This window comes from Streptomyces sp. NPDC040589 (assembly GCF_055594445.1).
The window spans coordinates 640,536-663,622 of record NZ_JBVIWP010000005.1 but is presented as its reverse complement, the minus strand read 5'-3'; the positions used below and the strand labels follow the sequence as shown (position 1 = coordinate 663,622).

Sequence of the window (23,087 nt, the reverse complement as noted above, 5' to 3'; positions counted from 1 at the left end):
CACCTGGGCACAGGCCACGCGAGAAAGTGCCCGGCGTCACAATCGCCGCTCGGCCGACCTCGGTAAGACAACTTTCAAGCACTAGGGTTCGGCTGTGCGCGTACTCCTGGTGGAAGACGATGAACCGGTCGCCGAATCCCTGCGCCGTGGCCTGAGGCGCTACGGCTTCGAGGTCGAGTGGGTGACCACGGGCGCGGCGGCGCTGCGGCACGAGGGCCCCTACGACGTCGTCCTGCTGGATCTCGGTCTGCCCGACACCGACGGCCTGGACGTCTGCAAGGAGCTGCGCGGGCGCGGCGACATCCCGATCATCGTGATCAGCGCCCGCAGCGACGAGACGGACCGGGTGGTGGGCCTGGAGCTCGGCGCGGACGACTACGTCTCCAAGCCGTTCGGCGTGCGGGAGGTCATCGCCCGAATAAGGGCGGTCATGCGCCGCACGCAGGCCCGTACGCCCGCGGCGGGCGCCCCCGCGCCCGGCCCCGACCGCTACGGCACGCGCCTGACGATCGACCGCAAGGCGGCCCGGGTGCGCCTCGACGGCGAGGAGGTGGCCCTCGCGCCCAAGGAGTACGACCTGCTGGCCTTCCTCACCGAGGAGCCCGGGGCGCTGATGTCGCGCGAGCAGATCATGGAAGCGGTCTGGGACGCGAACTGGTTCGGGCCGACCAAGACGCTGGACGTGCACGTGGCGGCGCTGCGGCGGAAGCTCGCGGGGGCGATCGCGATCGAGGCGGTGCGCGGGGTGGGCTTCCGGCTGGAGATCGCCAAGGACGACGGGGCTTCATGAACCGGCAGCTCATCCGGAGCTACATCCTCCTGGTCGCGGTGGCCATCCTCCTGTTCACGGTGCCGGTCGCGTTCACCCTCACCAAGCAGCTGCGGGACGACACCAGGCAGTCCGTCCTGCGCGAGGCGAACACGATGGCGCTGCTGCTGAGCAACGGCACCGGCGCCTCGTGCGAGGCCCTGACCCAGGTGGCCAGGGCGTACGGCGACGTACAGGCGACCCCCACCGCCTCCTGTGACCCGAAGCTGCCGGAGCCCGCCGCGGACGAGGCGCTGACCCGGGCCACGGAGAAGAACCAGGTGACGACGGACTGGGGTTCCGACTTCGTCTGGGGCGAGCACCTGAAGGTCACCGTCCCCGCGCGGGGGGACGCGGCCGTGAGGATCGTCTACTCGACCTCGGACATGACCAGGCGGCTCTGGCAGATCTGGGGCTTCCGGGCCGGGCTCGCGGTGATCGTGCTCGCGGCGGCCGCCGCGATCGGCGCGTTCGCCGCCCGCCGTATCACCCGGCCGCTGCGGCAGCTCAACGACATGGCCAGCAAGTTCAGTGACGGCGACCTGACGGCTCGCTCCCCGGTGACCGGGCCGCCGGAGACCCAGACCCTCGCCCGCACCCTCAACCAGGGCGCGGAACGCCTGGACACGCTGATCGCCGCCCAGCGCATCTTCGTGGCGGACGCGTCCCACCAGCTGCGCACCCCGCTCACCGCGCTGCGGCTGTCCCTGGACAACATCGCGGACGGTGTGGACGACGACTTCGTACGCGAGGACGTGGAGCAGGCGACGGCCGAGGTGGTGCGCATGAGCCGGCTGGTCAACGGCCTGCTGGTGCTGGCCCGGGCCGAGGCCAAGGTGGCGGCGGCCGAGCCGCTCCCGCTGATGGACCTCGTACGGGAGCGGCTCGCCGTGTGGAGACCGGCCGCCGACGAGCGCGGAGTCACCATCGCGCTCAGGGGGAGTATCGACGGCCGGCCGTCTGTGCTGGCCAGTCCCGGTCATCTGGACCAGATGCTGGACAACGTGCTCTCCAACGCCCTGGAGGTGTCACCGGACGGCGGGACGATCACCGTGCGGGTGGACCCCCGGGGCGATGTGGTGGGGGTGTCGGTCCTGGACGAGGGGCCCGGCATGTCGGACGCCGAGAAGTCCCGCGCCTTCGACCGTTTCTGGCGCGGCCAGGGCCTGACCGGGAAGTCCGGCTCCGGCCTGGGCCTCGCCGTCGTCCGGCAACTGGCGACGGACGACGGCGGGACCGTGGCGCTTACGGACGCGCCCCATGGCAGTGGCCTGTGCGTGACGATCACGCTCCGGGCGGCGTCCCACCGGGGCGGCGGCTGAGGCGGCTCACCCCTCCGGCATCTTCGAGGAGTGGTGGTTCACGATCAGCCACGTGCCGTTCGGCTGCTTCTCGTAGGCGTACGTGTAGCGGGCCTTGACGTTGCTCCTCTCGCCCGACCCGGGGTCGGTGAGCGTGAACTCGTACACCCCGGTGTCGATCACGGTGTCCCGGTCGAGCACGTCGACGACGGACTCGATCTTCTTCCCGGACGGCTTGTTCCGCAGGAAGTGCTCGAAGTAGTCGACGATCTCGGCTCTGTCCGTGCGGACGTTGTTGGAGACGGTCGGCAGCAGGACCGCGTCCTTCGCGTACAGGTCGGCGACCTTCCGCGGGTCGCCGGTCCGCAGCGCGGCGTTCCAGCTGTCGAACAGCCCGAGCACCTGCGCCTCGGTGATGGTCCTGGCGGACTTCTTGCCCTTGCTCCCGGAGTCGGCTCCGGCGACCCCGGCACCGGCGGCGAAGGTGCCCGCGGCGACGACGGCCACGGCGGTGGCGACGGCGACGCGCTTGCGTATGGAGGTGGCTGCGGGGCGGCGGGGCATCGTCATCTCCGGTGCGATCGAGGGGAGTTGGTGAAGTGACTCCAGACTCGCGTTTCACCGGTTAGGGCCCGTGCAGCCCGCGTACAGGGGTCGTACAAGGAGCCTCCAAAACACGCGGTGTGACCGAGGGGACGGGCGCTACCGTCTGCGCATGGAGATATTGCGCTACGTGGCGTTCAGCACGGATCCCCGGGGCGGAAACCCGGCAGGTGTGGTGCTGGACGCCACCGGGGCCGACGACGCGGCGATGCTGGCGACGGCGGCCGAAGTCGGTTACTCCGAGACGGCGTTCGTGGTGCCGTCCGGCGACGGCACCCTGGACGTGCGGTACTTCAGCCCGCTCGCCGAGGTGCCGTTCTGCGGCCACGCGACGATCGCCATGGCCGTGGCCCAAGCGGAGCGGCACGGCACCGGGCGTCTGCTGCTGCGCACCGCGGCGGGCCAGGTCACCGTCACCACCGACCGGTCGGCGGACGGCACCCTGGTGGCGACCCTGGTCAGCGTCGCCCCTCGTACGGCACCGATCGAGGCGGGCGACCTGGCCGAGCTGCTGGCGATCCTGGGCTGGTCCGAGGCGGACCTGGACCCGGCACTGCCTCCCCGGGCGGCCTTCGCCGGAGCCTGGCACCCGGTCCTCGCCGCCGCGAGCCGGGAGCGGCTGGCCCGCCTGGACTACGACATGGCCGCGCTCACCGCCCTCATGGCCCGCAGGGACTGGACGACGATCGACCTGGTCTGGCGGGAGTCGACCACCGTGTTCCACGCCCGCAACCCGTTCCCACCCGGCGGTGTGGTCGAGGACCCGGCCACGGGGGCGGCGGCGGCCGCGTTCGGCGGCTATCTGCGGGAACTGGGCCTCGTACCGACCCCGGCCGCCCTGACGGTCCACCAGGGCGTGGACATGGGGCGGCCGAGCACAATCACGGTGACGGTGCCGGCGGAGACGGACACCGGAATCGCCGTGACCGGCCCGGCCGTACGGCTCTGAGCGGCCCCGGCCTCAGTCGGCGAGCTCCTTCAACGGCTCGGTGTCGAGGGTGAGGTTCACCGGGTCAGGGAGCTTTACGGTGGCGCCAAAGGGCAGCTTCTCCTCGTGGCGGTAGCGGTCGTTCTCGGGCTGGTTGAACACGACGATCGACGCGTCGTCGCGGTCGACGAGGAGGTAGACGGGGATGCCCGCGGCCGCGTAGGCGGCGGGCTTCTCGACCCGGTCGCGCTGATGGGTGTCGGAGTCGTACGACGTGACTTCCACGGCCATGAGCACGCCAGCGGTCTCTGACCAGTCCCCATGCCCCTTCGCGAACCCGAACGGAGCCAGGACACCGTCCGGACGTGCCCGCCCCTTGCGGTAGCTCTCAACTTTCATGCCGCGGTCCCCGTAGAGCCACAGTTCAGGTCGATGCTGCATACACAGTCTCTGCAACCAGGCGATGATCTGGTCGTGGTTGCCGTCCGTCACTGCCTTGACCTGGACCCTTCCAGCGATGAACTCCAGCCGGACGGTCTCCGGAGCATGGCGTTCCAGTTCCTCGAACTCCTCGACGGTCATCTGCGGCCGGTGCTCGGTCCTGGGGGTCATGGCGTCGCCTCCTCGACTCCATGGTGCCCCGACCGGGGCCTCCCGCACGCTCACAGCGCCCTCCCGGTCCTGGAGCGCAGGCCGCCCGCGGCACGCACCTCAGCCGCGCGGCGTGCGACATCGACGAACTCGTAGACGGGGTCGGGGTCGGGGTCGGGGTCGGGGTCGGCCAGGAAGGTGGCAGGGACGTATCCGGCGTCCAGCTGACCGGCCGCCTCGGCCGCCAGGTCCGCCTCGTACTCGGCTCGACAGTCCGGGCACATGCCCCCGCCGTCGATCTTCGTGGTCAGCTCGTCCGCGTCACAGGAGATGCAGCACATGATCACTCGGTCCACGCGGGCCCGGCGTGGGGCGGCCTTCTGCCGGATCTTCGCCTTCTTCGGGGGCATCTTGTCCTCCAGTCGTCTGCGGGCGAGTCCGCCCGGGTTGGTCACGGCGGGCGGGAGCCCGTCCGTCAGGGCCTTGGTGATGTCGATGGGGGTCGAGCCGCGCGAGAACCACTCCCCCACGAGCGCCTCGAGGGACCGGCAGTCGGAGTCGGACAGCGGCATACGAGGATCCGCGTCACGTAGTCCCGCGAGGGTCTGGTACGCGGCTCCGGGCTGGGGCTCCGCCTCAGGCCCGGCCTCCGGTTCCGTCTCCGGGACGGGCTCCTCCGCAGGCGCCTCGGGCTCATCCGTCCTGGCCAGCCCGGGCCGGTAGTCGTCGGTGACGATCCTGCCCTTGCGCTCCCGGGCGAATTCCGCCCACCACTCCGGTGACCTGCGCGTACGCGACCAGTACGTCCGGGTCACCCACCGCATCGAGTTGTCCTCGACGGTGATGTGCTCCCGGATCTGCCGCGAGTGGCCGGCGTCGCTCACACCGCGCAGCGCGGTGCGGACGGCCTGCTGGCCGTAGCGGGGGTGTACGGACGCGATCGCCTTGTAGCCCATCGCGTGGCCCTCTTCGAGATGGTCGACGAAGACGGCGATCTCGCGGTCACGGGGGCTCAGGTGTGCGAAGTCCGGGTCGCTGTGCGGGTCTTCGTCACCCGCAGGGCGTTTGCCGTAGCCCGATTTGGCCATGGGGTGGGACGGGGACGGCAGGGCGGGACTAGGGTAGGCGCAAGCCACCATCGAACTCTTCTCGATGAGTAGGTCCAGGCCCCGGAGCCGGTGTTGGAGCACCGACCGGGGCCGTTCTATTGCCGCGAACCTAGAGCGGCCTCACGCTCCGGCGCAAGCCGACCACGGAACGTCACCCATTCGAGGTAGGCGGCTTCAACTCACCTACAGACCTGGTTGGTTGGGTTGGATTTTCCCAGCCCAGAAACCCATAGGAAGGGCTCGAAGCCCGAGGCTCAAGCCTCGGGCTGAACTGCGGCGACGAATGCCGTCCACGCGGGTTCGGTGAGGTGGAGCTCGGGGCCCGCGGGGATCTTGGAGTCGCGGACGTGGACGGCGGCAGAGAGGGCGACTTCGACGCAGGCGCCGCCCTCGGAGTCGCTGTAGCTCGACTTGATCCAGCGCAGTTGGTCACTCATGGCTGATTCACCATCCGCTCGATGAAACGCGCCGACTCGTCCGGACTGAGAGCCTGCGTGCGGATCATGCTAAGCCGCTCCGTGGCGCCGCTGACAGCCCCTGATTCGGCCGTCAGTTCGCTCCCCAACTGGCCTTCTACGTAGGCGAAGCGCTCGTGGTCACGGGTTTCCAGCAACACCAGAGGCCCCAGGAGCGCCGGGGCGATGGCCCGATCGAAGGGCAGGACCTGCAACACGACATTCCTCATGCGGGAGACCTCCAGCAGGCGGTGCAGTTGCTCCTCGTCCACCTGCGGACTGCGCAGCGCCGCCTCGTAGACGACGAAGCAGAAAGCCACCGGCGGCTTCCGATCAGTCAGGATCGTCTGCCTCTCCAAGCGGGCGGCAACCCGTTCCTCCGCCGTCTCCACGTCCAGGGGCGGAACATGGTTCTCGATGAGGGCCTGTACGTAGCGCTTGGTCTGCAACAGGCCCGGGATATACATGGCTTCGTACCACCAGAGGCTGATCGCCTCCCGCTCCCGCTCCATGAAGTCCTGCGCCCGCGCCGGGAACTTCTCCCTCTGCAAGTACTCCTTGGCCGCGCTCAGCAGCCCCTCGGCCCGGCACAGCTCGTCGGCCGTGTCGAGGACGCGGGGTGTAGGCATGCGTACCCCCTGCTCCATGGACTTGATCGTGTCCGGGGAGTAGTTGGCGGCGGCGGCCAGCTCCTCGCGGCTGACGTTCGCCTTCGTGCGCCAGCGCTTCATCTGGTTGCCGCTGTACCGCCAGGCGACCGGCGGCTGGGAATGAGAGTTGTACTGGCCCGACACAGACCCACCTCCGACGGCTACACCACGGCGTGTACCTCACCTGTCGCTACCGACCGTAGCCGCCTGAGTACGAGGGTGTGGCCATGACGAACGCGATTCACCGCCCTGAGTGGGTTCCGGCAGCAGGTCATCAACTCCACGTCACCGGAGTGCACTTCGACGCGGTCCGGGTCGAGGGCGTGCGAGGGGAGCTGGTCGCCGAGTGGCTGGTCGAGGCGGCGGACGGGGACGCGGGGCCGATCGTGTGCGAGGCGAGCGGGCCGCGGTGGGTGTACTTCCTGCTGGCCCCCGGGGCGGTACGGAGACGGGAATGGCCGCTCGGGGTGCAGCGGTTGGGCGGCCGGGACCCCCGTACGGTCACGGTCACGTACATCGGGATCCCGGCGCTGGAGGGGAACACCTGGCCGCTCAGGTGGTACAGCGAGCCGACGCCGACCGCTCCGTACGTCGACGCGGAGGCCTTGGCAGGCGCCGTCGGCCGGTGAGCGCTCCCGGGCGAGGGCGGCTACGTGGCCGGGCGCATCCCCAGCGGCCCGCCGATCTCCTCCGCCATGACCCTGCCCGCCTCGAACTCCAGGGTGTCGTCGCCCATGCCCTGGTCCGTGTCCAGGCCGTCGAGTTCGGCGAGGGGCTGGTTGAGGCGGACGTGGGCGAGGACCGACTGGAGGGCCCGGAGGGTCGCGGAGGCGGTGGAGCCCCAGTTGGAGAAGTAGGAGAACTGCCACCACCACAGGGCCTCCGTGGTGCGGCCCGCGCGGTAGTGGGCCATGCCGTGGCGCAGGTCGGCCATGACGTCGGCCAGGTCGTCGGAGATCCGGGCCGGTACGGGCGCCTTCCGGGGCTCGTACGGGTCGAAGACCTCGGAGTAGACGTCGATGGGGTCCAGCAGCCGGGCCAGGTTCTCGCGGAGCACGTCCTCGTCCGGCTCGGGGCCCGAGTCGGGCTCGTAGCGCTCGTCCGGCACGATGTCCTCGTGCGCGCCGAGCCGGCCGCCGGCCAGGAGGAGCTGGGAGACCTCCAGGAGGAGGAAGGGCACGGCCGATTCCGGCTCGTCGCCCTTCGCGACCTCCGTGACGGCGACCAGGAAGCTCTCGACCTGGTCCGCGATCTGGACCGCGAAGTCGTCCGGGTTCTGATCGGTCGCGTGCAGCGTGGCGTCAGACATCTAGGAGTCGTCTCCCCTCGAAGGCGCGGCCGAGAGTGACCTCGTCCGCGTATTCCAGGTCGCCACCCACCGGGAGGCCGCTGGCCAGGCGGGTGACCTTCAGGCCCATGGGCTTGATCATGCGGGCGAGGTACGTGGCGGTCGCCTCGCCTTCGAGATTGGGGTCCGTGGCCAGGATCAGCTCCGTGACCGTGCCGTCCGCCAGGCGGGCCAGCAGCTCCCGGATCCGCAGGTCGTCCGGCCCCACCCCGTCGATCGGGCTGATCGCGCCGCCCAGGACGTGGTACCGCCCCCGGAACTCACGCGTCCGCTCGATCGCCACGACGTCCTTCGGCTCCTCGACCACGCAGATCACGGCGGGGTCGCGCCGGGTGTCGCGGCAGATGTTGCACAGTTCCTCCTGCGCGACGTTGCCGCAGGTCGCGCAGAAGCGGACCTTCGCCTTGACCTCCATGAGGGCCTGGGCGAGGCGCCGTACATCCGTCGGTTCGGCCTGGAGGATGTGGAAGGCGATCCGCTGGGCGCTCTTGGGACCGACGCCGGGCAACCGCCCCAGTTCGTCGATCAGGTCCTGGACCACGCCTTCGTACAACGGACTGCCCTTCCTGAGACTTCGAGGACTTGCGGGTCTTCGAGGTCGGTCGTCGCGTACGGCCTTCCCGTACGTACCGTAGTTGTCAGCCGCCCGTCCGAGGAAGGCGGCGGGCGTCTCAGAACGGCAGACCCGGGATGCCGCCGCCGCCCAGACCCTGCGCCAGCGGGCCCAGCTTCTGCTGCTGGAGCGCCTGCGCGTTCTCGTTGGCCGCCTGGACCGCCGCCACGACCAGATCGGCCAGCGTCTCGGTGTCGTCGGGGTCGACCGCCTTCGGGTCGATCTTCAGGGCGCGCAGTTCGCCGGCGCCGGTGACGGTCGCGGTCACCAGGCCACCGCCCGACTGCCCGTCGACCTCCGTCTGCGCCAGTTCCTCCTGTGCCTGCGCCAGGTCCTGTTGCATCTTCTGGGCCTGCTGGAGCAACTGCTGCATATTGGGCTGGCCACCACCGGGGATCACGATCAGCTCCTTGCTCGGTACGGGTTTTCCCGTTCGGCACGAGCCTACGTGGTCAGGCCTGCCGTCGCCCCAGCACTCTTTCGAGTGAGTCCCCCTCGCGCCCTATACCGGATCAAGGAATACTTCCGGGCGGAAAAGAGACGAAAGCTGCGCCTTCGCCACCCATTGGGGGGTAGGAAGGGTCCGGCGCGTCAGGTGGGTCGTTCGTCGCGCAGGGTGAGTCGGCTGGGACCGCGCGTGGTCGTTCGTGGTCAGTTGGGAGTGCCGGGTGGGTCAGCCGGAGATGCAGCCCGAGGTGCCGCCTCAGGACGGACGGGGCGAGGGGGCGGCCCGGCCGGGGCCGGGCGATCTGACCGGGCGGGCCTTTCCGCTCGGGGACTGGGGCGAGCCGGCGGTCCGGCTGGACGAGCTGTACCGGTGGGTGGAGCGCGGGGCGCTGCGGACGGCGGCCTGGTATCTCGAGGACCGGGTGTGGAAGCGGCGGTGCGCGCGGGTGCTGCGCTGCGGGGCCGCGGTGGGGACGGTCACCGGGGTCGCGCTGCCCCTGCTGGATCTGACCGGGGTCGCCGGCGGGGTCGCGCCCTGGGGGTGTCTGGCGCTGCTGCTGGGGGTGGCGTGTGTGGCCGCCGACCGGTACTTCGGGGTGACGTCGGGCTGGATGCGGGACGTGGCCACCGCGCAGGCCGTGCAGCGGCGGTTGCAGGCGTTGCAGTTCGACTGGGCGGCGGAGTGCGTGCGGGAGGTGCTGGGGCCGGCGGAGGGGACGGCCGCCGAGGCCGCCGAGCGGTGCCTCGGGGTGCTGCGGAGGTTCACCGAGGACGTGAGTGAGCTGGTCCGGGTGGAGACCGGGGACTGGATGGGCGAGTTCCGGTCCGGGGGTGCGCCGGTGGGGATGCAGGCGGTGGTGATGTCCGGCGGGGGGCGGGGGGCTGAGGCGGGGGGCGTGAACGGGCGGTTCTCCGTGCCGCCGCCGGGGAGCGCCCGGCCGAACATGCCCCGGCAGCGGCCGCCGGAACCCAGGTGAGCTGGTCGGGGTTCTACTGGTGCTCGGAGTTGTGGCCGAGCGCGGGTGGGTGCGCAGCTCGGCGCGGCGAGGTGCCGCTGCGCCCACCCGTGCCGCCCCTAGCGGCACGCATGCCCGCAGCTAAGCGTCCTGCGCACACAGGGTGAGGCCCTCCGGCGTCCAGCACGGCACGTGGCCGTGCGTGCGGATGACGTCCTGGCCGTTGCCGCGGGAGAGGTACGTCAGGAAGCTCGACGCCAGGGAGTCGGCCGGGGGCCGGCCGTAGGTGTAGGCGTACTCGATCTCGCGGTACGGGTAGGCGCTCGTGCCGTGTTCGATGGCGTCGACGGAGGCGGGGTCGCCGTCCAGTCGCAGCGAGTGCAGGCCCTTCGCGCGGGCGGCCAGGTTGAGTTCGCTGTAGCCGATGGCGCCCGGGAGGCCGGCGACCGTGGTCAGCACCTGTTCCGTGGAGTCGAGTTCGCAGCGGATGACGGCCGCCGTCGGGTCGTCCTTGTGGACGCAGTCGACGGAGGAGTTGGCGATCTCGCCCCGGCCCAGCACCCGGCGCTGGAAGACCTGCCGCGTCCCGGAGCCCGCGTCCCGGCTGACCAGGTGCACGGGCAGGTCCGGGCCGCCGAGCTGCCTCCAGTTGCGGATCTCGCCCCGGTAGAGGCGCCGTACGTCCGCCGTGGACAGGTTCCTCAGGCCCACGTCGTCGTTGACCACCAGCGCGAAGACGGACACCGCCACCCGGTTCTCGCGCAGTGCGGGCAGGCCGGCCGGCTTGGGGCCGTCCGACAGGGCCACCAAGGGCGGGGAGCCCCGCCCGTCCCGTGCCGCCTCGGCGCCGGCCGCCGCGAGCTCCCGGATCCCGGCCGTCGAGCCGTGGGTGTCCACCTCGATGGCCGGGTCGCCGCCGCAGTCCCGCTCGTACTTGGCGGCCACCTCGCGCAGGACGGGCGCGAAGGCGGTCGAGCCGGTGAGGGTGAGGGTGCCGCTCGCGCAGCCGATCGGGGGCGGGGTGTCGTCCTGGACGACGACGATCGCCGCCAGGGTGACCACGCTCACCGTGAGCGCGATGGTGATCAGCCGCGCCGCCCGGCTGAACAGCGGCGGCTTGTCGTCCGGCGTGGCACTGCGGTTGGGGTGCACCTCGCCGTCGCGCAGGCCGCCGACCAGCCGGATCCCGTCGCCGACATCGCCGCCGGTGAGCAGCACGAGCAGCTTGAAGTGGTCACCGCGGTTGAGCGGGACGCGGGGGATGCGCAGGGTGTTGCCGTCGTAGGCGAAGCCGCGGGCCGCGGTGAAGTGGTCCATGAGGTGGTCGGTGTCCGACGGCTGGGTCACCGAGACGCCCCGGACGGTACGGCCGGCGAACACCGCGGTCAGGCCGTGCAGTTCGGGGCCGGTGTAGTCGTCGCGGTCGATGCCCTGCGAGCCGTCGTTCTCGATGCGCAGCAGGACCAGGGTCGCGTCGGCCATGCCGGGCGCCTCGTCGAACAGGCCGAGACGGCGGTTGGCCCGGCCCGAGCGCACGTCGTCGCCGATGGCGTTGTCCATCTGCACGCGGTAGCCCACCCGTTTGCGGCGCGGCACCCGGCGCTCGTACCAGACCATGACGCCCGAGGCGATGATGCCGAGGAGGGCCGTCGCCACGGCCACGAGGTTCTCCGCGCTCAGCCACTCCACCGTGGGTGCCCCCGCCGCCGCCCGGACAAAATCGATCGTCTGGCCACCGTACGACTGTACGAGCGGATATCCGGATTTCGTCGGCTTGAATTCGCCGGACGTTCAACGGCCTCGTGTGAACCGGGAGTTGCCTCACTCCTTCGAGTACGTCAGCCGCTCCCCGCTGCTCGTGTTCACGCGCTGGAGCGTGTAGTCCGTCAGGAGGGTGACCTCGGTGGCCTCTCCCGGTGTGCAGGCGGAGCGCGGCTGCCCGACGGTCACGGTGGACGGGCCGATCCTCAACGGGCCGTCGGAGCCCGGGGCGCCGGTCAGCTCGCCCTCGAACACGCAGTGGTAGGTGCCGCCCGAGGCCGTGGGGCCGTCCGCCACCAGGGACAGGACCGTGTCGCCCGGCTCGCCCTGCTGGATGGTCAGGGAGCGGGTGTGCTGCCCGTCGGCGTTGTCGATGGTGGTGGTCCAGGTGCCGAGGTACGCCGTCGGGATCGCGCCGTCCGCCGGGGAGGAGGCGGTGGTGTCCGGCCGCGAGGTCTGCGGGGAGGGGCCGGAGTCCGAGGGGGCGCCGGTGTCCTGCGTGGGGGTGGAGCGGTCACCCTCACCGCCCCGCATCAGCGCGTACACCGAGCCGCCCGCGGCCAGCGCGACGACCAGGGCGATCACGACGAGCAGCGCGGTGGAACGGCCGTTGCGGGGCGGCTCCTGCGGGGGGCCGTAGGGCGGGGGCGTGCCGTACGGCGGTGGGCCGTAGGGCGGGGTGGAGCCGAGGCCGCCATGAGCCGGGTACGGCGGGGCACCGGGCTGGGGGTGTTGCTGGGGGTATCCATAGGCCGGGTGAGGCGGCGGGGGCGGGGCGGCCGGGCCGGGGGCGTGCTGGGGCGGCGGGGTCGTGCCCTGGCCCGCGACCATGGTGGGCAGGTGGTTCAGCGGCGGGCCCTCGCCCGGGCTGCCCGGCGGGGGCGGGCCGGCGGTCGCGGCGGGCGCCGCGGCAGGGGCCGGAGGCGGCGCCGGACTCGGCGACGACTCGTCGGCGGCGGGGGCGTGTTCGGGGGTGGGGCCGGGGCCGGGTTTCTCGTCAAGGCCTGGACCCTGCCGCTTCGGGCCGTCGCTTTCCGGCTGCGGGCCGGTGGGGGCCGGTCGCGCAGTTCCCCGCGCCCCTTCCACGGCGGGCCGGACCTGCGCTCCCTCCCCCTCCGGATCCTCCGTCTCCAGCAACCGCACCGCGTGCCGCCCCAGTTGGGCCACCAGCGCGCTCGGCAGCCACGGGTCGAGGGCGCGGCCGTCGGCGACGGTGTCGTCCGCGCCCGTGCGTTCCAGGACGCGGTCGAGGGACGGGCGGGCGGCGGGGTCCTTGCGCAGGCAGTCGCGTACGAGGTCGGCGATGCCCTCGGGGACGCCCGTCAGGTCCGGTTCCTCCTGGGCGATGCGGAACATCAGCGCGTGCACACCGCTGTTGGCGGTGCCGAAGGGCAGGGCGCCGGTCGCGGCGTAGGCCAGGACCGAGCCGAGGCAGAAGACGTCGCAGGCCGGGGTGATGCGGTCGCCCCGCACCTGCTCGGGCGCCATGAAACCGGGCGATCCGACGAGCGCGCCGGTGCGTGTGAGCCCGCCGTCCGTCACGGTCTCCAGGGCCCGTGCGATACCGAAGTCGATGACGCGCGGGCCGTCGATGGTGACCAGCACGTTGGACGGCTTGAGGTCGCGGTGGACGATGCCGGCGGCGTGGATGTCCTTGAGCGCGTGCGCGAGCCCGGCCGCGAGGATGCGGACCGTCCGCTCGGGCAGGGCACCGTGGTCGTGCCCGACGACCTGCTGGAGACTCGGCCCCGCGACGTACCCCGTGGCGACCCACGGCACCGCCGCCTCGGTGTCCGCGTCCAGCACCGGCGCCGTCCAGTACCCGCCGACCCGCCGCGCGGCCCGCACCTCCTGCCGGAACCGCTCCCGGAACTCCTCCTGCGCCGCCAGTTCCTCGCGCACGAGTTTCACGGCGACCGTACGGCCCCGCTCGGAGCGGGCCAGATACACCTGCCCCATGCCGCCCGCGCCGAGCCGCGCCAGCAGCCGATAGGCACCGATGCGTACAGGATCCCCAAGCCCCAGCTTCTCCATCGCTCAGCCGCCTTCCCCCCACACGTGAGCAACAGATCGAGAATAGTGCGGGGGCGAGGCGGGGTGACCTGGGCGAACTCTACGGTTCCGTAACAGGCGGACCCACCTGGTCGAGCACCTTGGACAGGCGTTCCAGTGCCCGCACCGCCTCCGCCAGTTCCGCCTCCCCGAACTCCTCCGCCAGCCGGTCGGCGAAGGCCGCGTGCCCGGGGTCGATCCGGGCGATCGCCGCACGCCCCTCCTCGGTCGGCGCGAGGAGCTTGGCGCGGCGGTGCGCGGGGTTCGGCCGGTACTCGGCGAGGCCGCGCTCCACCAGCAGGTCGGCGATGCGCTGCACGCTCTGCCGGGTGATGCCCATGGCGCGGGCGATGCCGGAGACGGGCAGCGGCTCGCCGAGGACCGCGCCGAGCACCTGCCACCAGGCGGCGGTGAGCCCGGCGGGCCGGGCCAGTTCATCCGCGACGGCGAGGAACTGGCCGTTGAGCCTGAACACCCCGAGGGCGCTGCGGCTGAGCAGGTCCTGACGCTCCCGGCTCACAGCGCGCCGGCCTTCTCCAGCACCGCGTAGGCCGCCGCGTCGGAGTCGTGGAACAGCCGGTACCAGGCGTCGAGCACCTCACCCTCGTAGACCCCGAGCAGCCGGAGGATCTCCCGGGCGAAGGCGACGGGTTCGGTCGGGCCCGCGGTGACCAGGGCGCCGTCGGTGACCGCGTCGGTCTCGACGTAGCGCTCGGCGCCCGCGTAGCCGGTCGCGGCCAGGTAGAAGGAGACCGCGCTGGTGTGGTCACGGTCGTCCAGCAGGCCCTCCCGGGCCAGTCCGGCGGTGGCCCCGCAGATCGCGGCGACCGGCACGCCCGCCTCCAGGAAGGCCCGGGCCTTGCGGGCGAAGGGGGCGAGGTCGTCGCTCGTGTCCCAGAGGTCGGCGCCCGGGAGGATCAGCAGCGCGCTGTCCTCGGGCCGGACGTCGTCCAGGGCCGTGTCGGGCTGGATGCGCAGTCCGCCGGTGCTGGTGACCGGGGCCGTGGACGGGCCGACCGTGCGGATCGTGTGGCCGGCGCGGGCGAGGTGGGCCGTGGCGTGGCCGGTCTCCCAGTCGGCGAGGGTGTCGTAGACGGCGAGATGGACGGGCTTGGCGCTCATGGCTCCTCCTGGAGGTTCGCGTATGACAACATGCTGTCGTTTGGACAGCATGTTGTCAACATCCGACGAGAAGCTCCTCCGTGCCCTCCGTGTGGCCCCACCCCGTCGACAACCTGTCGCGGAAACCCCCAGACCTCACACACGACGCCGATTTCCCGCTCGCACTCCGCATGCCTACGCTCGCCCGCATGACCCCTCAGCCGAACCCCGAAGCCGGTGCCGCCGTCAAGGCCGCCGACCGTGACCATGTGTTCCACTCCTGGTCCGCCCAGGAGCTCATCGACCCGCTCGCCGTCGCCGGCGCGGAGGGGTCGCACTTCTGGGACTACGACGGCCGCCGCTACCTCGACTTCTCCAGTGGGCTCGTCTACACGAACATCGGCTACCAGCACCCCAAGGTCGTCGCCGCGATCCAGGAGCAGGCGGCGAAGATGACGACCTTCGCGCCCGCGTTCGCGATCGAGGCGCGGTCGGAGGCGGCACGGCTGATCGCCGAGCGGACCCCCGGCGACCTGGACAAGATCTTCTTCACCAACGGCGGCGCCGACGCCGTCGAGCACGCCATCCGCATGGCCCGTCTGCACACCGGACGCCCCAAGGTGCTCTCGGCGTACCGCTCGTACCACGGCGGCACGCAGCAGGCCGTGAACATCACCGGCGACCCGCGCCGCTGGGCCTCCGACAGCGGCACGGCCGGGGTCGCGCGCTTCTGGGCGCCCTACCTCTACCGCACCCGCTTCTACGCCGAGACCGAGGAGCAGGAGTGCGCGCGGGCGCTGGAGCACCTGGAGACGACGATCGCCTTCGAGGGGCCCTCGACCGTCGCGGCGATCATCCTGGAGACGATCCCGGGCACGGCCGGGATCATGGTCCCGCCGCCCGGCTACCTCGCCGGCGTGCGCGAGATCTGCGACAAGTACGGGATCGTCTTCGTCCTGGACGAGGTCATGGCCGGGTTCGGACGGACCGGTGAGTGGTTCGCGGCCGACCTGTTCGACGTCACGCCCGACCTGCTGACCTTCGCGAAGGGCGTGAACAGCGGCTATGTGCCGCTGGGCGGTGTCGCGATCTCCGGTGCCATCGCGGAGACGTTCGGGAAGCGGCCCTACCCCGGCGGTCTGACCTACTCCGGGCACCCGCTGGCGTGTGCCGCCGCCGTCGCGACGATCAACGTCATGGCGGAGGAGGGCATCGTCGAGAACGCGGCCCGGCTGGGCGCGTCCGTCGTCGGGCCGGAGCTGGCCGCGCTCGCCGAGCGGCACCCGAGCGTCGGCGAGGTGCGCGGCGCGGGCATGTTCTGGGCGCTGGAGCTGGTGCGGGACCGGGAGACGCGCGAGCCGCTGGTGCCGTACAACGCGGCCGGGGAGGCGAACGCGCCGATGGCCGCCTTCGCCGCCGCCGCGAAGGGCGGCGGGCTGTGGCCGTTCGTGAACATGAACCGGACGCATGTGGTGCCGCCCTGCAACATCAGCGAGGCGGAGCTGAAGGAAGGCCTCGCGGTCCTGGACACGGCGCTGTCGGTGGCGGACGAGTACACGGCGTAGACAGCGGAGTAAACAGGAGAGTAAACAGCTGTAAACCCGTCAGTAGCCGACAACCTCGCGCCTCATTCGAACGCGTAAGGTGGCGTGCTCGTAGACATACATATACGTGCACGCCACCCGAACGCGACGAGGGAGACGCCCTGACCATGCCCGGCAGCACCGGCAACGGCGCCGTGACGCGCAGCACCCTGCGCCAGCAGATCGCGGACGCGCTTCGTGACGAGGTGCTGGCCGGGCGGCTCCAGCCGGGGCAGGAGTTCACGGTCAAGGAGATCGCCGAGCAGTACGGGGTGTCCGCGACGCCGGTGCGCGAGGCCCTGGTCGACCTCTCCGCCCAGGGGCTCCTCGACGCCGACCAGCACCGCGGCTTCCGGGTCCACGAGTACTCGGCCGAGGACTTCCGCGGCATGATCGAGGCCCGCGACCTGGTCATCGAGGGGATGTTCCACGCCCTCACCTCCGGGCAGCGGGCCTCCCTGCAGCCCGACGATCCCCGGGTCGCCGCCGTGCTCGCCGGGGTCCGGCGGCGTGGCGAGGAGGCGCAGCGGGCCGCCGCGGCCGGTGACCTCACTGTCCTCATCGGCTACGACCTGCGCTACTGGCGCGAACTCGCCGCGCTCTTCGGCAACCCGTATCTGGGCGGCTTCCTGCACCGGCTGCGCGTCCAGACCTGGGTGGGCGCGGTGCAGCATCTGCGCCGGCTCCCCGACCTGCGCGGCGAACTGTGGGCCGGCCACACCGCGCTGGTCGACGCCCTGGCCGCCCAGGACACCGTCACGGCCCGGTCGATCATCGCCGGCTACAACTCCCACTCGCTCGCCCTGATCGAGCGCCTTGCTTCCTAGGGCAGGCCCTGGCGGCCTGCGTCGCATCTGTCCGTATGGGTATGGGACATGCACGACAGGAGCCTCTGTCGTGCCGCACCGATACGCTTCCCTGACCACCGTGCTACCCGACGCCACCCGACCGCTGAGCTGAGCGAGGAGCCTTCTTTGGCCTGTGACCTGTGGCTGGTACCGCTAGTCGACGTCTTGTGCCACACGCCGGACAACCCGTTCGCCGAGGAACTCGCGCAATACAACAAGGTGCTCGCCGAGGCCGGGTTGCCGCCGGTGCCGGTGTACCAGTACATGCCGGGCCTGTCCGGCGAGGTCGCCCCGGTCGCGGGCTTCGACTACGACGCGCTGCACTTCCTGCGCCGCGCCTATCTGCTCCAGGTGTGCGGCCTGCCGGTGACGCCCGTGGACGAACTCGGCGGCGACTACGAGCAGTTGCTGGAGATGTTCGAGTCGACGGCCCAGCAGTCGCACCTCGTCTGGCACTACGACCACGCGGGCGCGTACGTCCCCGTCGACTTCCCCAGCCCGCTCGCCGACGACGATCTGCTCGCGGGCGGCGGCCCGCTGGGCTCCTCGCACGCCCTGCTCCGGGAGCTGGAGACGGTCGCCCCCGCCCTGGGCATCGACCCGGCCAACCCCCCGGCGGCGCCCCAGGCACCCCTGGCCCCCACGGAGCTGGAGGAACCCGCCGTCCCCGCCCCCTACGACCCCAGCCCGTTCGCCCGCGAACGGCACGTCTGGCTCGGGCTGCACGCGGCGGTGACGCGGAGTCTGGCGCAGGGGTCGATGATCGTCTTCAGCTGAGGTCAGCGCAGCTGGGACAGCCCCTTCTGGAGGTCGTCGCTGTTCATGATCGGACAGACCTCGACCTCGGCGTTGAGGTCGTTGAAGAACGGCTCCAGCGCGGGAGGCAGCTGAGAGCTGTCCTGCATGTCGAAGACCAGGAAGCAGGTCCTGCGCCCGCCCACGGGCCCGAAGTAGGCCGCCTCCGGCTTGAGCTTCTCCATGGCCTCCTGCATGATCTGCGGCATCTTGCCACCCCGGACGGCCTCGTTGCCCTTGTCCGTGTCGAGCGTCGCCTTGAGCATCACGCGCATAGCACTCACCTGGTTTCTGTTTCTCTCGCGGCTGCTGCGTTCAGACTATGACCGGTTTTACGGCAAACATCCGTTTGCTACTCCATCAGGGGGCGTCGGGAGCCCACCGGCAGCCCATCGGTCGAATGAGGGCCGTTCGCTGAACTTCCACGGCATGTAAGTTCACATGTGCATACGGATGTTGAAGGTGCGCAGGTGACGGGGGTTGCGGTATGGCGGGGCACAGGCCGGCGGACTGGCATGTCCTGGACTTGGACAAGGACCCGACCCCTGGGGATCCGCAGCGGGTGCGCACGCTTGCGAAGCATCTTCACGACTTCGCCGACGATGTCTCCGACGCGCTGCGTCTGGTCAAGGGCATGGCGGGGGAGGGCACGCTCCTGGAGTGGGCGGGCAAGTCCGCGGACGTCTTCAAGGAGGACTTCGCGGATGTCCCGAAGAACCTCAAGAAGCTGAAGAAGTCGTACGAGATGTGCGGCGACGCGCTGTCCGATTTCTGGCCGAAGCTGGAGCGGGCTCAGTCCCTGGCGGACAAGGCGTTGCGCAAGGGGCGCGAGGCGCGCGACAGCCTCTCCTCGGCTCAGTCGAAGCTGACGTCGGCCGACTCGTGGGTGACGCGGGCCGGCAAGGAGGCGGACAAGTACAAGGACGACCCCACCGGCAGCAAGTCCGACGCCGACAAGCCGGACGAGGCCAAGGTCCGCGCCGCCACCCGGGATGTGCAGCACGCCAAGTCGGCCCAGTCCAAGGCACAGTCGGATGTCTCCGACGCCCAGGACGCTCTCGCCGCGGCGAAGAAGATGGCCGCGGACGCCCGCACGATGCGTGATGAGGCCGCGCGCGAGGCGAAGTCGAAGATCGACGAGGCGTCCGATGCCGGGATTCAGAATCGGTCGTGGTGGGAGGAGGTCGGCGACTGGTTCACGGACAACTGGGACTCGATCGTCGCGGTCTGCAAGGTCGTCGTCACGGTCCTGGGCATCGTTGCGATGATCATCGGTGGTCCGATCCTGGGCGCGATCGTGCTGATCGCCGCCGCGGTCGTGCTCGCCGACACGCTCTACAAGTACTCCAAGGGGCAAGCATCCCTATGGGACGTTGGGTTCGCGGCCCTGGACTGCATACCCGGCATGAAGGGCCTCACCACCCTGGGTGGCCTGGCCAAGGGCCTCAAGGGCGGAATGGCCGCGATGAAGGGCCTCAGGGGTGGCCTGAAGGGGATGGGGCTCGCCGTGCGAGGCCTGGGCAAGAACGCCCGAGGCATGATCGCCGACGGCGCCAAGGGGGCCTACAACCGGCTCAAGGGTGTCATACGGGTCGAGGGCAGCGATCCGGTCGACATGGCCACCGGAACCATGTTCCTGCCGGTCACCGACGTCTCCCTCCCAGGAGTGCTGCCGCTGGCCTTCACCCGTCGAGTGGCCTCGGACTACCGGTGCGGCTGGTGGTTCGGCCCCACTTGGTCCTCCACGATCGACCAGCGACTGGAGATCGACGAGAAGGGCATCATCTTCGTCACCGAGGATGGAATGCTCCTCGAGTACCCCCACCCGGAGGGGGCGGGTACGTCCGTGTCCCCGACGATGGGCCCGCATTGGCCGCTCACCCGGCAGGACGACGGCGGCTACCGAATCGAGGACCGGCTCAGCGGACACACTCGCCACTTCCTGCGCCCGCAGCATGGCATTTCTCTGCTCGCCCGGATGTCGGACCGCAACACCAACACCATCACCTTCGACTACGACGAACACGGCGTCCCTCTTGCAGTCCGGCACTCAGGCGGCTACCACCTCAAACTCACCACCTTCGACGGTCGCGTCACAGCCCTCAGCCTGGCCGGGGCCGCCGAGGACGGCTCGGACGTCGTCATCAAGCGATACGAGTACTCGGACGGCAGCCTCACCGGTACGGTCAACTCGTCCGGTCTGCCTTTGCGGTTCACGTACGACGAGCGGTTGCGTGTCACATCCTGGACCGACACCAACAACAGCCGGTACTCGTACAGCTACGACGACAAGGACCGCTGCGTCGCCGAAGGCGGCGAGGCCGGCCACATCGCCATCACCCTCGACTACGACGGGGCCGACCCGGCCTGGCCCGACTGCCGCATCACCACCCTCACCACGGCAGAGGGCGCTGTCACGCGCTTCGTCGTCAACACCATCTGCCAGGTGGTCGCCCGGATAGACCCCTTGGGAAACACCACCCGGACGACCTATGACGAGCGCCATCAGGAGGAGTCGGTCACCGACGCGCTCTGCCGGACCACGCACTATGTCCGAAACGAGATGGGTCAGCCCCTGACCATCACGTATCCGGACGGGGCCACGGCCGGATTCCGCTACGACCACAACGGCAGAGCCACCTCAGGGGTTCACGCGGACGGGAGTACCTGGCGACGGGAGTACGACGAGAGGGGCAACTGCGTATCGGTCACCGAACCCACCGGTTCCACGATCCAGTACAGCTACGACCACGCCGGACACCTGAAGTCGGTGACCGACCCCCTGGGAAACACGACCGGGATCGAGACCAACGCTGCCGGGCTGACCACTCGACTGACCGATGCGCAGGGCGGGAGCGAGCGGCGCCGCTATGACGCTTTCGGCCGGGTCGCCGCTGTCGGAGACTCCACGGGCAGCGAGGCCCGTCTGTGGTGGACGGTGGAGGGAAGCGTCGCGCGGTGGCAAGGGCCTGGCGGAGCCCAGGAGTCCTGGGAGTACGACGGCGAGGGCAACTGCGTACGGCACACCGACGCCTGCGGCGGATCCACTTCGTACGAGTACACGCACTTCGACCTCCTCACGGCCAGGACCGGACCTGACGGAGGGCGGTACACCTACGAACACGACACCTCCCTGCGTCTGACCAAGGTCATCAACCCCCAAGGGCTGACCTGGAGGTACACGTACGACGCGGCCGGGCAGATCGTGTCGGAGTCCGACTTCGACGGTCGCAAGGTCGACTACGAGTACGACGCCGCCGGTCGGATCGCCGCCAGGGAGAACGCACTGGGGCAGCGCGTCACCTACGAACGGGACGTGCTCGGACAAGTGGTGGCGAAGTACGCCGACGGAGCCACCACCCGGTACGAACACGACGCCATGGGGCGCTTGCTGAGTGCCACGGGGCCTGACTCATCCGTGTCTCTGGAACGCGATGCCTGGAGCAGGATCGTCGCGGAGCGTGTCGATGGCCGTGCTCTGACCTTTGCCTACGACGCGCTCGGCCGACGGACCCGGCGCGTGACACCGGCGGGTGAGGTGTCCGAGTACGCCTACGATCCGTATGGGCGTCGGGCTGCGCTGAGCACCGGCGGACACACACTGCGGTTCGGCCACGACATCACCGGACGGGAGATCGCCCGTGAGGTGGACGGTGCACTCGCCGTCCACACCCGGTGGAACTCGACCGGTCTGCCCGCCGAACAGACTGCCGTGACGCCCCACGGAACGCTCCAGAGCCACCGCTACGTCCGACGCGCCGACGGCCACGTCGTAGGGGTGGAGGATCCGCAGAACGGGGCGCGCCGGATCGACCTGGACCCGGTCGGCCGCGTTGTAGAGGTGAGCGCGGCGAACTGGAGCGAAACGTACGCCTATGACGCTGCCGGGAACCAGACCGACGCTGCCTGGCCGGAGAGCCATCCGGCCCCGGAGGCTCGCGGCCTCCGCACCCACACGGGCACCCGCGTCACCCGGGCGGGCGAGGTGCACTATGAGTACGACGCCGCCGGCCGGATGGTGGCCCGACACCGCAAGCGCCTGTCCCGACGGCCCGAGACGTGGCGTTACGCCTGGGACGCGGAGGACCGGCTGACGTCCGTCGTGACACCCGACGGTGTGGTCTGGCGCTATCGGTACGACGTCTTCGGGCGCCGTCTCGCCAAGCAGCGGATGGCGGAAGACGGCGCGTCCATCGCCGAGGAGACCCGATTCACCTGGGACGGCGACACTCTCGTCGAGCAAACCACCACTGGCGGGGGGTTGCCTCACACCGTCACGCTGACCTGGCACTACGAAGGGCTGCAGCCGGTCGCGCAGACAGAACGTCTGACGAACGCGGCGACGCAGGAGGAGATCGACTCCCGGTTCTTCGCCATCGTCACCGATCTCGTGGGTACGCCGACGGAACTGGTGGACGAGCAGGGGAACGTCGCATGGCGAGCCCGGTCCACGCTGTGGGGCGGCACCTCCTGGCCGCGCCAGAGCACCGCATACACACCCTTGCGTTTCCCCGGCCAGTACCACGACACCGAAACCGGTCTGCACTACAACCAGCAGCGATACTACGACCCGGGCGTCGGCCGCTACATCTCGCCCGACCCCCTGGGGCTGAGCGCTGCGCCGCATCCCACAGCCTATGTGCCGAACCCCTGGGCAGGTACGGACCCGCTGGGGCTGGCGCCCTACGAGGTCTTCTACCGGGTGATGTCGGAGAAGGAGTTCTCGCGGCTCGGCCCGAAGGGAGAGATCACTCCCCGGGGAGAGAACTTCGTGACTCAGGAGTCCGACTACGTCACCGGAATCGCGGAACGGTTCGCCCGACGTGGGGGCAGGAACGCGCAGAAGTACACCCATCTCGTGCGATACGAGATGGAGCCGGGAACCCGGGACGCACTCATAGCCGCAGGACGCGGGTCGGGGGACAACATCGCCGCGATCCGCGAAAGCTTCGGCGTCCATCTCGACGAGATCGGGGAGAGCACCCAGTTCGTCCATGTGAAGCTGGAGCGGGGCGGGCTGAACTTCGGCCTCCGTGAGGGATCCGCCCATGTGTTCAACTCGAACATTCTGAGAATGACGCACGAATTGCTGTGACCGCGCACCAGCACTCAACAGGTTGCCCGAAACGGAATCAGGA

Annotated in this window: 22 protein-coding genes; 9 read left to right on the top strand and 13 right to left on the bottom strand. The window is 70.5% G+C overall.

Annotated features, from left to right (window positions below; genetic code table 11):
* The first annotated feature begins 94 nt into the window (after positions 1 to 94).
* Entirely contained in the window at positions 95 to 790 is a 696-nt protein-coding gene (locus tag ACZ58V_RS25850; protein WP_471292646.1) for a response regulator transcription factor, read from the top strand.
* Entirely contained in the window at positions 787 to 2,130 is a 1,344-nt protein-coding gene (locus tag ACZ58V_RS25845; RefSeq protein ID WP_471292643.1) for a sensor histidine kinase, read from the top strand. The genes ACZ58V_RS25850 and ACZ58V_RS25845 overlap by 4 nt, the downstream gene beginning before the upstream one ends.
* A gap of 6 nt (positions 2,131 to 2,136) precedes the next feature.
* Here ACZ58V_RS25845 and ACZ58V_RS25840 read toward each other — a convergent pair whose 3' ends face one another.
* Positions 2,137 to 2,673, bottom strand: coding sequence for an SgcJ/EcaC family oxidoreductase (locus ACZ58V_RS25840; RefSeq protein ID WP_471292715.1), 537 nt, complete (start codon positions 2,671 to 2,673; stop codon positions 2,137 to 2,139).
* Between the two features lie 151 nt (positions 2,674 to 2,824).
* Between ACZ58V_RS25840 and ACZ58V_RS25835 the strand changes: the two genes are divergently transcribed.
* Positions 2,825 to 3,661, top strand: coding sequence for a PhzF family phenazine biosynthesis protein (locus tag ACZ58V_RS25835; protein ID WP_471292640.1), 837 nt, complete (start codon positions 2,825 to 2,827; stop codon positions 3,659 to 3,661).
* Between the two features lie 12 nt (positions 3,662 to 3,673).
* Here ACZ58V_RS25835 and ACZ58V_RS25830 read toward each other — a convergent pair whose 3' ends face one another.
* The 4 genes from ACZ58V_RS25830 to ACZ58V_RS25815 all read right to left on the bottom strand — a co-directional run bounded on the left by ACZ58V_RS25830 (position 3,674) and on the right by ACZ58V_RS25815 (position 6,526).
* A complete protein-coding gene (locus tag ACZ58V_RS25830; protein ID WP_468192722.1) occupies positions 3,674 to 4,252 on the bottom strand; it encodes a Uma2 family endonuclease in 579 nt (192 codons plus the stop codon).
* 50 nt (positions 4,253 to 4,302) lie between these two features.
* Positions 4,303 to 5,319: a hypothetical protein gene (locus ACZ58V_RS25825; RefSeq protein WP_471292637.1), complete on the bottom strand. Its 1,017-nt coding sequence runs from the start codon at positions 5,317 to 5,319 to the stop codon at positions 4,303 to 4,305.
* Between the two features lie 275 nt (positions 5,320 to 5,594).
* Complete coding sequence (locus tag ACZ58V_RS25820; RefSeq protein WP_468192724.1) at positions 5,595 to 5,777, bottom strand: DUF397 domain-containing protein; 183 nt, start codon at positions 5,775 to 5,777, stop codon at positions 5,595 to 5,597.
* Positions 5,774 to 6,526, bottom strand: a complete 753-nt coding sequence (locus ACZ58V_RS25815) for a helix-turn-helix domain-containing protein (protein ID WP_468193026.1) — start codon at positions 6,524 to 6,526, stop codon at positions 5,774 to 5,776. Before ACZ58V_RS25815 ends, ACZ58V_RS25820 begins: the two co-directional genes overlap by 4 nt.
* A 140-nt stretch (positions 6,527 to 6,666) precedes the next feature.
* Here ACZ58V_RS25815 and ACZ58V_RS25810 point away from each other — a divergent pair, with 140 nt between their 5' ends.
* Positions 6,667 to 7,074 (top strand): hypothetical protein, encoded by a 408-nt coding sequence (locus ACZ58V_RS25810; protein ID WP_468192726.1) that lies wholly within the window; start codon positions 6,667 to 6,669, stop codon positions 7,072 to 7,074.
* Positions 7,075 to 7,094: 20 nt separating this feature from the next.
* On the opposite strand, the gene ACZ58V_RS25805 is transcribed toward ACZ58V_RS25810, so the two are convergent.
* The 3 genes from ACZ58V_RS25805 to ACZ58V_RS25795 all read right to left on the bottom strand — a co-directional run bounded on the left by ACZ58V_RS25805 (position 7,095) and on the right by ACZ58V_RS25795 (position 8,806).
* A complete protein-coding gene (locus ACZ58V_RS25805; protein WP_468192727.1) occupies positions 7,095 to 7,754 on the bottom strand; it encodes a DUF5063 domain-containing protein in 660 nt (219 codons plus the stop codon).
* Positions 7,747 to 8,346, bottom strand: a complete 600-nt coding sequence (gene recR / locus ACZ58V_RS25800) for a recombination mediator RecR (protein WP_003991835.1) — start codon at positions 8,344 to 8,346, stop codon at positions 7,747 to 7,749. The genes ACZ58V_RS25805 and recR overlap by 8 nt, the downstream gene beginning before the upstream one ends.
* Before the next feature lie 118 nt (positions 8,347 to 8,464).
* On the bottom strand, positions 8,465 to 8,806 hold the full coding sequence (locus ACZ58V_RS25795; protein ID WP_471292632.1) for a YbaB/EbfC family nucleoid-associated protein: 342 nt from the start codon (positions 8,804 to 8,806) through the stop codon (positions 8,465 to 8,467).
* A 268-nt stretch (positions 8,807 to 9,074) separates the two neighbouring features.
* Between ACZ58V_RS25795 and ACZ58V_RS25790 the strand changes: the two genes are divergently transcribed.
* Positions 9,075 to 9,830, top strand: a complete 756-nt coding sequence (locus tag ACZ58V_RS25790) for an SLATT domain-containing protein (RefSeq protein ID WP_471292629.1) — start codon at positions 9,075 to 9,077, stop codon at positions 9,828 to 9,830.
* 120 nt (positions 9,831 to 9,950) lie between these two features.
* Here the strand turns inward: ACZ58V_RS25790 and ACZ58V_RS25785 are convergent, their stop codons facing one another.
* The 4 genes from ACZ58V_RS25785 to ACZ58V_RS25770 all read right to left on the bottom strand — a co-directional run bounded on the left by ACZ58V_RS25785 (position 9,951) and on the right by ACZ58V_RS25770 (position 14,744).
* Entirely contained in the window at positions 9,951 to 11,498 is a 1,548-nt protein-coding gene (locus ACZ58V_RS25785; RefSeq protein WP_468192731.1) for a substrate-binding domain-containing protein, read from the bottom strand.
* Between the two features lie 132 nt (positions 11,499 to 11,630).
* Positions 11,631 to 13,604, bottom strand: a complete 1,974-nt coding sequence (locus tag ACZ58V_RS25780; RefSeq protein WP_471292626.1) for a serine/threonine-protein kinase — start codon at positions 13,602 to 13,604, stop codon at positions 11,631 to 11,633.
* Positions 13,605 to 13,683: 79 nt separating this feature from the next.
* The gene (locus ACZ58V_RS25775; RefSeq protein ID WP_471292623.1) at positions 13,684 to 14,142 is read right to left on the bottom strand and encodes a MarR family winged helix-turn-helix transcriptional regulator; all 459 of its coding nucleotides are present in this window, start codon (positions 14,140 to 14,142) and stop codon (positions 13,684 to 13,686) included.
* On the bottom strand, positions 14,139 to 14,744 hold the full coding sequence (locus tag ACZ58V_RS25770; protein WP_468192736.1) for a type 1 glutamine amidotransferase family protein: 606 nt from the start codon (positions 14,742 to 14,744) through the stop codon (positions 14,139 to 14,141). Before ACZ58V_RS25770 ends, ACZ58V_RS25775 begins: the two co-directional genes overlap by 4 nt.
* A 188-nt stretch (positions 14,745 to 14,932) precedes the next feature.
* Between ACZ58V_RS25770 and ACZ58V_RS25765 the strand changes: the two genes are divergently transcribed.
* The 3 genes from ACZ58V_RS25765 (at position 14,933) to ACZ58V_RS25755 (ending at position 17,931) form a co-directional block, all read left to right on the top strand.
* On the top strand, positions 14,933 to 16,288 hold the full coding sequence (locus ACZ58V_RS25765) for an aminotransferase class III-fold pyridoxal phosphate-dependent enzyme (RefSeq protein WP_468192738.1): 1,356 nt from the start codon (positions 14,933 to 14,935) through the stop codon (positions 16,286 to 16,288).
* Between the two features lie 146 nt (positions 16,289 to 16,434).
* A complete protein-coding gene (locus ACZ58V_RS25760; RefSeq protein WP_468192739.1) occupies positions 16,435 to 17,133 on the top strand; it encodes a GntR family transcriptional regulator in 699 nt (232 codons plus the stop codon).
* A 147-nt stretch (positions 17,134 to 17,280) separates the two neighbouring features.
* Positions 17,281 to 17,931 carry a hypothetical protein gene (locus ACZ58V_RS25755; protein WP_376388725.1) on the top strand — a complete coding sequence of 217 codons (651 nt, stop codon included), beginning with the start codon at positions 17,281 to 17,283 and terminating at the stop codon, positions 17,929 to 17,931.
* 2 nt (positions 17,932 to 17,933) lie between these two features.
* On the opposite strand, the gene ACZ58V_RS25750 is transcribed toward ACZ58V_RS25755, so the two are convergent.
* Positions 17,934 to 18,224, bottom strand: a complete 291-nt coding sequence (locus ACZ58V_RS25750) for a DUF3303 family protein (protein ID WP_468192741.1) — start codon at positions 18,222 to 18,224, stop codon at positions 17,934 to 17,936.
* 212 nt (positions 18,225 to 18,436) lie between these two features.
* Here ACZ58V_RS25750 and ACZ58V_RS25745 point away from each other — a divergent pair, with 212 nt between their 5' ends.
* Positions 18,437 to 23,044 (top strand): DUF6531 domain-containing protein, encoded by a 4,608-nt coding sequence (locus ACZ58V_RS25745; RefSeq protein WP_471292618.1) that lies wholly within the window; start codon positions 18,437 to 18,439, stop codon positions 23,042 to 23,044.
* Positions 23,045 to 23,087: the final 43 nt, after the last annotated feature.

What these genes read in the sequence shown, in the direction of transcription:
- ACZ58V_RS25745 (WP_471292618.1), top strand. Translation starts at nt 18,437, where the DNA reads ATGGCGGGGCACAGGCCGGCGGACTGGCATGTCCTGGACTTGGACAAG.
- ACZ58V_RS25835 (WP_471292640.1), top strand. Translation starts at nt 2,825, where the DNA reads ATGGAGATATTGCGCTACGTGGCGTTCAGCACGGATCCCCGGGGCGGA.
- ACZ58V_RS25820 (WP_468192724.1), bottom strand. Translation starts at nt 5,777, where the DNA reads ATGAGTGACCAACTGCGCTGGATCAAGTCGAGCTACAGCGACTCCGAG.
- ACZ58V_RS25765 (WP_468192738.1), top strand. Translation starts at nt 14,933, where the DNA reads ATGACCCCTCAGCCGAACCCCGAAGCCGGTGCCGCCGTCAAGGCCGCC.
- ACZ58V_RS25750 (WP_468192741.1), bottom strand. Translation starts at nt 18,224, where the DNA reads ATGCGCGTGATGCTCAAGGCGACGCTCGACACGGACAAGGGCAACGAG.
- ACZ58V_RS25815 (WP_468193026.1), bottom strand. Translation starts at nt 6,526, where the DNA reads ATGAAGCGCTGGCGCACGAAGGCGAACGTCAGCCGCGAGGAGCTGGCC.
- ACZ58V_RS25805 (WP_468192727.1), bottom strand. Translation starts at nt 7,754, where the DNA reads ATGTCTGACGCCACGCTGCACGCGACCGATCAGAACCCGGACGACTTC.
- ACZ58V_RS25770 (WP_468192736.1), bottom strand. Translation starts at nt 14,744, where the DNA reads ATGAGCGCCAAGCCCGTCCATCTCGCCGTCTACGACACCCTCGCCGAC.
- ACZ58V_RS25825 (WP_471292637.1), bottom strand. Translation starts at nt 5,319, where the DNA reads ATGGCCAAATCGGGCTACGGCAAACGCCCTGCGGGTGACGAAGACCCG.
- ACZ58V_RS25845 (WP_471292643.1), top strand. Translation starts at nt 787, where the DNA reads ATGAACCGGCAGCTCATCCGGAGCTACATCCTCCTGGTCGCGGTGGCC.
- ACZ58V_RS25780 (WP_471292626.1), bottom strand. Translation starts at nt 13,604, where the DNA reads ATGGAGAAGCTGGGGCTTGGGGATCCTGTACGCATCGGTGCCTATCGG.
- ACZ58V_RS25830 (WP_468192722.1), bottom strand. Translation starts at nt 4,252, where the DNA reads ATGACCCCCAGGACCGAGCACCGGCCGCAGATGACCGTCGAGGAGTTC.
- ACZ58V_RS25840 (WP_471292715.1), bottom strand. Translation starts at nt 2,673, where the DNA reads ATGCCCCGCCGCCCCGCAGCCACCTCCATACGCAAGCGCGTCGCCGTC.
- ACZ58V_RS25760 (WP_468192739.1), top strand. Translation starts at nt 16,435, where the DNA reads ATGCCCGGCAGCACCGGCAACGGCGCCGTGACGCGCAGCACCCTGCGC.